Raw genomic sequence first — 7,317 nt, forward strand, 5'->3', positions numbered from 1 at the left:
TATTAAGTCGTTATATTTCGTTAACATATTCAAAAATGGCGCGATTCCATGCGCTGGAATAATTAGTGAATATTTATGAGAATGTTCACAGGTTTGTCACACTTTTTTGCTTGCACGCTGTGTAAAAAGAAGGTAAAGATGTGTCAAGGGTTCATTCTCCATTAAGGAGCGAGATATGAGCTATTCTCACCTATTGGTTGCGGTTGCCGTTAATTCAGAAAGCCATCTGCTGCTTAAAAAAGCCGTATCCATTGCCCGTCCCTATCAAGCACGTATTAGCCTGCTTACCCTGGCTAGCGATCCCGAAATGTATAATCAGTTTGCCGCGCCCATGATGGAAAATTTGCGCGCTCTGATGCTGGAGGAGACGCAGCAGTTTATGAATGAGCTAATTGCGCAGGCAGACTATCCTATAGCTGAAACGATTATTGCCTCGGGTGCTCTGAGTGAAAATATTGTCCATCTTTGCGAGCGAGACGGGATCGATCTGGTTATTTATGGTAACCATAATCAGCGTTATTTTTCGCGGGCGGCCTGTTCGGCTAAGGGCGTGGTGGGAGTAAGTAAGGTTGACGTGCTACTGGTACCGCTAGGAGAGGAATAGCGCCCCCGCCGCAGCGGGAGCGCAGAGGTGTTTACGCCAGCTTGGGGAAGGTCGCCACGTTATTCTGCAGAAGGGTCTCTGCATTACGAGGCGCTATGCGCTTTAAATCGGCAATAAACCTCTCCTGCCAGTGCTGAATGTCATTTTTTCTGATCACATCCATCATCTCGGCGTGGCGAGAAATACGCTCCGCCAGCGGCATGGTCAGCGCCCGGTTCATGGCATTAGCCACATCATCACGGTCGTATGGGTTGACCAACAGCGCGGAAGTTAGCTCGTTCGCCGCACCGGCAAACTTAGAGAGCACCAGCACGCCGGGGTTAGCCGGATCCTGCGCCGCAACGTATTCTTTAGCAACGAGGTTCATCCCGTCACGCAGGGGCGTTACCAGACCCACGTCAGCGTAGCGGAAGACCTTCATCAGCAGCTTACGATCAAAATGCTGATTGAGGTAATAGAGCGGCGTCCAGCCCAGCTGACCATATTTACCGTTAATACGTCCGGCTTCGGTCTCCAGCTGATGACGAATATCCTGATAGGCCTGAACCTCGCCCCGCGAGGTAGGTGCAATCTGCGTATAGCGGATTTTACCGTGGTGCTGCGGGAACTTCTCCAGCAGAGTTTCATAGGCATGGAAACGTTCCGGCAGGCCCTTAGAGTAGTCCAGCCGCTCAACGGAGAAGATGTTTTTCACATTTGCCAGCTCGGCTTTAAGCTGCGCCAGCTTCGGCGGTAGCGGGCCAGAGGCCTGCTGAGCAATCTCATCCGGCTCAATACCAATAGGATAGACCTCGGTACGGAAGGTTTTGCCCCATGCGGTATGGGTCTTGTCGCCCCGGGCAGTTAAGCGCGTCTGGCTAGAGAGGCTGTCGAGGAAGGACACGCGGTCGCTCTCGGTCTGGAAGCCCAGCAGATCGTAGTCGCACAGCTGCTCCAGCAGTTCGGCATGCGGCGGCAGTGCGTTAAAGATTTCCGGGGTCGGGAATGGAATATGCAGGAAGAAACCAATCTGGTTATTCACGCCACGCTGGCGAAGCTCGTTGGCAAACGGCAGCAGATGGTAATCGTGGATCCAGAGAATATCGTCTTCTTCAAGCAGCGGCACCAGCTTGTCTGCCAGCAGTGCGTTGACGCGCTGATAGCCCTCCCAGGCCTCACGCTGGAACTTCACTAAATCAAGACGGTAGTGGAACGCGGGCCACAGCACGGCATTGGAAAACTGGCTGTAGTACTCATCATAATCCTGCTCGCTGAGGTTAAACGAGGCCCAGGTGATATTGCCATGGGTAACCTTCTTTAGCGGCTGATCTTCATTACCAATTTCACCGCTCCAGCCAAACCAGAGCCCGCCGGTTCCTTTCAGTGCACCCATAATGCCGACGGCCAGCCCACCGGCGCTTGATTTTTTATCATCCGGCGGTGCGATACGATTAGATACTACGACTAAGCGACTCATAGCCATCTCTCCTGTTAGTTAACGCCATTTCTTCTTGTTGTTGATGGTCAGTAATATTTTCGAGCCATTGATGAACGTCCGCGACGCTTTCCAGGCGGTACTGCGCCTGCGTTGCGCCAATACCGACCTTTATGGATACGCCATCAAGGCGATTCACAACCTTGAAGCCTGCCTCGTCAGTGAGGTCGTCTCCCAGGAAAACAGGTTTGCGCCCGCAAAAAGGCGGCTCCTGCATGAATGCTTCTACTGCTGCTCCTTTATTGATACCACGTGGTTTCAGCTCTACCACGCATTTACCCGGCTGCAGCGCTAAATTCGGATATTTCTCTTCCATCGCCTTTGCCAGCGCAAAGATAGCCTCTTCGTGATGAACGGCCTGGCGATAGTGCAGTGCAAACGCCATCCCCTTCGCCTCCAGCTCCGTCCCTTTCAGGGGATCGAGCGCCGCGATCAGCTCCAGCTCCATCTGCTTAACCTGCTCTTCCGGCAGGGCGATCTCGTGCGTTTTGTCTTGGAAGTCGCGTCGCTGTGCGCCATGCACCCCGGCAAGCGGGAAATGCAGCGGAGATGCAATGGCATCCAGCTCTTTCATGGAGCGACCCGATACCAGCGCCACCGCGCCCTGATTCATTTCGGCCAGACGTTTGAGCAGGGTAAGGACCCCGGTGGGAATAAAGACCTGATCGGGACGAGGTTTGATTTCGGCGAGGGTTCCGTCGAGGTCAAAGAAGTAAGCATAGTTTGCGGAAAGTACAGGCGGTACAGCTAACTGGTCAGCCACCCTGGTCTCCTCCTTTCAGGTTTCGATGCCGCGTTTACGACTATCTCTCATTATCATTAGCCATGTAAGTATAGACAGTGTCACGCTCCTCGCCATTTTAAAGCAAAGAAACCAGCCGCAATTGCGGCTGGCTGAGAGGTAAAAACGATTAAAAAAGAGGCCGTTTGGTGAGATATCAGGATTCAAACGGTACGCTTGGCCTTCTGTTTGTAACGGTCGAAGATGACCGCCGCCAGTAGGATCAGGCCGCGTACAACGTACTGCGAGAAGGGAGAGATATTCAGCAGGTTCATGGCATTCTCTACGGTGCCGAGGATCAGGATACCCGCCACCACATACGAGATTTTTCCTATCCCGCCTTTGAGGGAAACCCCGCCCAGTACGCAGGCAGAGATCACGATCAGCTCGTAACCAATGGAGGTCATCGGCTGGCCGCTGGTCATGCGCGACGCCAGAATGATCCCGGCAGCGGCCGATACCAGGCCGGAGAGCACAAAGATAATAATTTTTGTGCGTACCACCGGCACCCCCGCCAGACGCGCCGCCTCTTCATTGCCGCCAATGGCCAGCGTATTACGGCCAAAGGTGGTTCTGTTAAGCAGGAAACCGAAGATGATAAGGCAGGCCACGGTCAGCCAGATAGGCGCAGGCAGACCGAACCAGTTGGTATAGCCGAGGGTGAAGAAACGCTCGTCTTCAATCCCCACCGCTTTACCGTCGGAGATGATATAGGCCAGGCCGCGGACGATCTGCATTGTCGCGAGGGTGGTAATCAGGGCGTTGATCTTCAGCCTGGCAATGACGAAGCCGTTAACCAGACCGCTCAGCACGCCCAGCATCAGGCCCGCAAAGACGCCGATCCACAGGCTCTCCGTCATGTTAATCACCACCGCCGCGGTGACGCCCGCGCAGGCGATGACCGAGGCCACCGACAGGTCAAAGTCGCCGGAGGCCAGGCAGAAAAGCATTCCGCAGGCCACCATGCCCGACATTGAGATGGCGAGCCCCAGCCCTTTCATATTAACGAAGCTGGCAAAGTTAGGCACAAACAGGGCGCAGCCGATAAACAGTACGGCAAAGACCACCAGCATGCCGTAGTGATCCCAGATACGCCCCAGACTGAACGGCGACTTTCCTGCGCCGGAGCTTGTTACTGATGACATCATACTCTCCTTACTCAGGCAACGGCCTGACTCACTTTAGGCATGGCGAGGCTTAGCGCCTGTTTTTCGTCTGCTTCGCCGTGCAGCAGCTCGCCGGCGATCTCCCCTTCCCGCATCACCAAAATGCGATCGGCGACGCCGAGCACTTCCGGCAGGTCGCTGGAGGCAAACAGTACCGCTACGCCGCGTGACGCCAGGGCGTAGATAACGTTGTAGATCTCATGCTTCGCGCCCACGTCTATACCGCGCGTCGGCTCATCGAGCAAAATGACCTTCATCTCTTCCGAGAGCCAGCGGCCAAGAATGGCTTTCTGCTGGTTCCCGCCGGAGAGATTCATAATCAGCTGCTCAGCGCCGGGGGTTTTGATATTAAGAGAGCGAATATGGTGGTCGGCGTTTTCCACCTCCCAGCCGTCGTTAATCAGGCATCCGGCGCGAACGGACTTGCGTCGGGCGCTGATATTGATGTTGTCACGCACGGAGTGGACGGGAATGATGCCTTCGGCTTTGCGATCCTCGGGACAGAGCATCATCCCGGCGCGAATAGCGTGGGCTGGCTTTTGAATAGTCAGCGGCTTGCCGTCAATGATCAGCTGACCTGCGGTGATGCGCGTGCCGCCGAACAGCCCCTTCATCAGCTCGCTGCGCCCGGCCCCCACCAGCCCAAACAGGCCGACGATTTCGCCGCCCCGCACCGAGAAGCTCACGGGATGGCGCACGCCGGGGGCTTTCACCCCCTCCAGACGCAGCATCTCCGCGCCGTACTCACGCGGCTGCCAGCCGTAAATATCGCCGAGATCGCGCCCAACCATTGCCTGCACCAGCGAGTCGTGGTTGACCTGCTGCATATCGTCAAAGGTGCGCACGTAGCGCCCGTCTTTAAAGACGGTGATGGCGTCGCTGAGGGCGAAAATCTCCTCCATACGGTGGGAAACGTAGAGGATCACCCGTCCCTCATTGCGCAGCTCGCGGATCACCCGAAACAGGTTGTCGATCTCCCGCGCCGAGAGCGAGCTGGTCGGTTCATCGAAGGCGATCACCTTCGCGTTGCGCGCCAGCGCTTTGGCAATTTCGACCATCTGCCACTGGCCGATGGAGAGATATTTCAGCGGCGTCTGCGGATCGATATCCAGTCCGAGATGCTCCAGCTGGAGTCGGGCCTCATAGTTCAGCAGGGAACGATTCACCAGCCCGCCCTTCTGCGGCAGCTGGCCAAGATAGATATTTTCCGCGACGGTCATCTCGGGAACCAGATGCAGCTCCTGATAGATGATCGCCACTCCGGCATTCAGCGCGGCGGTGGTGTCGGCAAAGCTGACCTCTTTCCCCTCCAGCACCAGCGTGCCGCCGGAGGGGGCATAGTTGCCGCTAAGAATTTTTAACAGCGTCGATTTACCCGCGCCGTTCTCCCCCATCAGGGCGTGCACCTGACCGGCATAGCAGTCGAAGCTAATGTCGCTCAGGGCTTTCACGCCGGGGAAAGTTTTGCTAATACCACGGAAAGAGAGATATGGAGTTGACTGTTGCATAACGTCTCCGTGACGCATTTATGGTACGACTGGCCCCTCACCCGGCGTTGAAAGCCTGCGGTGAAGGGCGCAACCAACGGCGCGAATTACTTCACGCCTAGCCCTTTCTTCGCTAACTCTTCTTTAAAGTTGTCGCGGGTGATCAGTACCACGTCAGTCACCGCGGTGAACTTCGGCGGCTCGACGCCTTTCTCCACCCAGTTGTAGAGCATTTCGCTGGTCTTATAGCCGTGGACGTCCGGGCTTGGCAGCAGCGAGCCATAGAAGCCAGTACCCTGGGCCTTGGAGAGCTCGCTCACGGCGTCAACGCCGTTGATGCCGATGCCGATCACGTCGGCAGCTTTGAAGCCCTGCCCTTCGGTCGCGCGCACGCCGCCCAGCACGGTGTTATCGTTCATGCCGACCACCAGCCAGTGTTTCACCTCCGGATGCTGAACCAGCAAGGAGTTGCCGGCATCGAACGCGCCGGGAATATCGTTGGATTTGGTTGGAACCTTATAGATCTGTTTCTCCGGGAAGCCTGCAGCTTTCAGGGCATCCATTGAGCCAGAGGTGCGGCGACGGGCGGTATCCAGCTCGTCGGCGGTGATCGCCATCACGCCGGTCTCTTTCACATCCCAGCCGCGTTTTTGCATCTCTTTATACAGCTCCTGCCCCTGGCGAGCGCCAATCTCGCTGGCGGCCATCATCACCAGCGGTACGGTCTCCATCGGCTTGCCTTTGGCGTTGACGAACTGATCGTCCACGGCAATAACTTTCATGTCATAGCCGCGCGCTTTGGCGACAATCGCTGAGCCCAGCTTGGGATCCGGGGTACAGATAACAAACCCTTTCGCCCCGCTGGCGGCCAGGCTATCAATGGCATTCAGCGTTTTCTCACCGTCCGGGACGGCAATTTTAATGACCTCGAAACCTAAATCTTTGCCCGCCTTATCAGCGAATTTCCACTCGGTCTGGAACCATGGCTCTTCGGGCTGCTTAACCAAAAAACCGAGCTTCATCGTTTCGGCGATAGCGGATTGTGACATAACGGCAGCTAAACCAATGGCCGCCAGCGCTTTAGTGAATTTGTGCATGGTTTACTCCAGCTTTAACGCTTTTTTATGTAGGGAATGAGAGTTTATGAGCTGTCTAATCAGCCTTAAAACAAGGCATTAGCACACGTCTATCAGGAGATGCTATTGCTGAAGAGTAGTTTTAGCGGGAAATTGATCCTCCATAGGAGAGCGCCATCACACCGCAGAATTACAGTAAAAGCGTGCATAAATTCAGCGAATATATTCATAAGAAATGGCTTATTTGTCGGACAAATGCAGAGGGGCGTAGCAGAATTATCCATCAGGCCAGCCAGCTTATCCTTGTGGCCTGACGGGGGGTAGTGAGAAATAATTTTAGAGCGGATAGTAGATATGATCTGCGTGGTCGCGCACGGGGGCATCATCACCCAACAGGCGCGCTGAGACGGCAAAGGCAAAATCGAACACCCGGCCTAATCCTTTACCGCTAATCAGATTCCCATCCTCTACGACGGCAGCGTCGACATAGTGGCCGTCGGTTACGGTTTCATACAGATCGCCTGAACAGACGTAGCGCCGTCCCTTCAGCAGGCCATTACCTCCCAGTACCCGAGCGGCTGCCGAGCAGATGGGACAGATAAGCTTCTCTGCCTCGTCATGACGGGTAACAAAAGCGATAACCTCTGCGCTCGCCGCGAGGTTGACGCTCCCCTCCGGTCCGCCCGGCAGAACTACAGCATCATAAAGCGTATCCAGGCGCTCGCTTAA

7 protein-coding genes are annotated in these 7,317 nt (G+C 55.5%); 1 reads left to right on the forward strand and 6 read right to left on the reverse strand.

Going from position 1 to position 7,317, the window contains the following annotated elements; genetic code table 11:
* Nucleotides 1–175: 175 nt before the first annotated feature.
* Nucleotides 176–604, forward strand: a complete 429-nt coding sequence (uspC, locus tag FN633_RS09980; RefSeq protein ID WP_154057597.1) for a universal stress protein UspC — start codon at nucleotides 176–178, stop codon at nucleotides 602–604.
* Nucleotides 605–635: 31 nt separating this feature from the next.
* On the opposite strand, the gene otsA is transcribed toward uspC, so the two are convergent.
* The 6 genes from otsA to FN633_RS10010 form a co-directional block, all read right to left on the reverse strand.
* Nucleotides 636–2,060 (reverse strand): alpha,alpha-trehalose-phosphate synthase, encoded by a 1,425-nt coding sequence (gene otsA / locus FN633_RS09985; RefSeq protein ID WP_154057598.1) that lies wholly within the window; start codon nucleotides 2,058–2,060, stop codon nucleotides 636–638.
* Nucleotides 2,035–2,841 carry a trehalose-phosphatase gene (otsB, locus tag FN633_RS09990; RefSeq protein WP_154057599.1) on the reverse strand — a complete coding sequence of 269 codons (807 nt, stop codon included), beginning with the start codon at nucleotides 2,839–2,841 and terminating at the stop codon, nucleotides 2,035–2,037. The genes otsA and otsB overlap by 26 nt, the downstream gene beginning before the upstream one ends.
* Before the next feature lie 182 nt (nucleotides 2,842–3,023).
* The gene (gene araH / locus FN633_RS09995) at nucleotides 3,024–4,004 is read right to left on the reverse strand and encodes an L-arabinose ABC transporter permease AraH (protein ID WP_154057600.1); all 981 of its coding nucleotides are present in this window, start codon (nucleotides 4,002–4,004) and stop codon (nucleotides 3,024–3,026) included.
* 14 nt (nucleotides 4,005–4,018) lie between these two features.
* Entirely contained in the window at nucleotides 4,019–5,533 is a 1,515-nt protein-coding gene (gene araG / locus FN633_RS10000) for an L-arabinose ABC transporter ATP-binding protein AraG (protein WP_154057601.1), read from the reverse strand.
* A gap of 86 nt (nucleotides 5,534–5,619) precedes the next feature.
* Complete coding sequence (locus FN633_RS10005; protein WP_042391400.1) at nucleotides 5,620–6,609, reverse strand: arabinose ABC transporter substrate-binding protein; 990 nt, start codon at nucleotides 6,607–6,609, stop codon at nucleotides 5,620–5,622.
* Between the two features lie 315 nt (nucleotides 6,610–6,924).
* Nucleotides 6,925–7,317 (reverse strand): DJ-1/PfpI family protein (locus FN633_RS10010; protein ID WP_154058899.1); only part of this gene is annotated, 393 nt, incomplete at its 5' end.

Source organism: Pseudescherichia vulneris (genome assembly GCF_902164725.1).
Lineage (GTDB): Bacteria > Pseudomonadota > Gammaproteobacteria > Enterobacterales > Enterobacteriaceae > Pseudescherichia > Pseudescherichia vulneris.